This is a genomic window from Bacillus sp. J41TS8 (genome assembly GCF_018333035.1).
Taxonomy (GTDB): domain Bacteria; phylum Bacillota; class Bacilli; order Bacillales; family Bacillaceae; genus Bacillus; species Bacillus paralicheniformis.
Window position 1 is genome coordinate 1 of sequence record NZ_BORF01000038.1, and the last position, 851, is coordinate 851.

An 851-nucleotide genomic window follows, 5' to 3' on the forward strand; every position below is an offset into this window, starting at 1 on the left:
CCGGATTCCGACGGAATTTCACGTGTTCCGCCGTACTCAGGATCCACTCAGGAGAGAACGAAGTTTTGACTACAGGGCTGTTACCTCCTATGGCGGGCCTTTCCAGACCTCTTCATCTACCTCGTTCCTTTGTAACTCCGTACAGAGTGTCCTACAACCCCAAGAGGCAAGCCTCTTGGTTTGGGCTGTTCCCGTTTCGCTCGCCGCTACTCAGGGAATCGCATTTGCTTTCTCTTCCTCCGGGTACTTAGATGTTTCAGTTCCCCGGGTCTGCCTTCTCATATCCTATGAATTCAGATATGGATACTGCTCCATTACGAGCAGTGGGTTTCCCCATTCGGAAATCTCCGGATCAAAGCTTGCTTACAGCTCCCCGAAGCATATCGGTGTTCGTCCCGTCCTTCATCGGCTCCTAGTGCCAAGGCATCCACCGTGCGCCCTTTCTAACTTAACCGTTAAAAAGAATCACTACGTGATATCTTGCATTACTAATTGAATGTGATGTCTACTGTTATCTAGTTTTCAAAGAACACGTTGGTGGAGCCTAGCGGGATCGAACCGCTGACCTCCTGCGTGCAAAGCAGGCGCTCTCCCAGCTGAGCTAAGGCCCCGTATATAAAGATGGTGGGCCTGAGTGGACTCGAACCACCGACCTCACGCTTATCAGGCGTGCGCTCTAACCAGCTGAGCTACAGGCCCATCTTTTGATTCATATGAAGGAAGTTCCTTCAAAACTAAACAAGATCTAAACGCACCTGTCTATAAGACCGCAAGGTCTTATATTCCGTATAATATCCTTAGAAAGGAGGTGATCCAGCCGCACCTTCCGATACGGCTACCTTGTTACGACT

2 tRNA genes and 2 rRNA genes are annotated in these 851 nt (G+C 49.9%); all 4 read right to left on the reverse strand.

The features are described 5' to 3' along the window. Positions 1 to 454, reverse strand: a 23S ribosomal RNA gene (locus tag KI350_RS22715); the annotation flags it as partial. An 81-nt stretch (positions 455 to 535) separates the two neighbouring features. Continuing rightward, positions 536 to 611: transfer RNA gene (locus KI350_RS22720), tRNA-Ala, on the reverse strand. An 11-nt stretch (positions 612 to 622) separates the two neighbouring features. Further along, positions 623 to 699: transfer RNA gene (locus KI350_RS22725), tRNA-Ile, on the reverse strand. Between the two features lie 102 nt (positions 700 to 801). Further along, positions 802 to 851: ribosomal RNA gene (locus tag KI350_RS22730) — 16S ribosomal RNA — on the reverse strand; the annotation flags it as partial.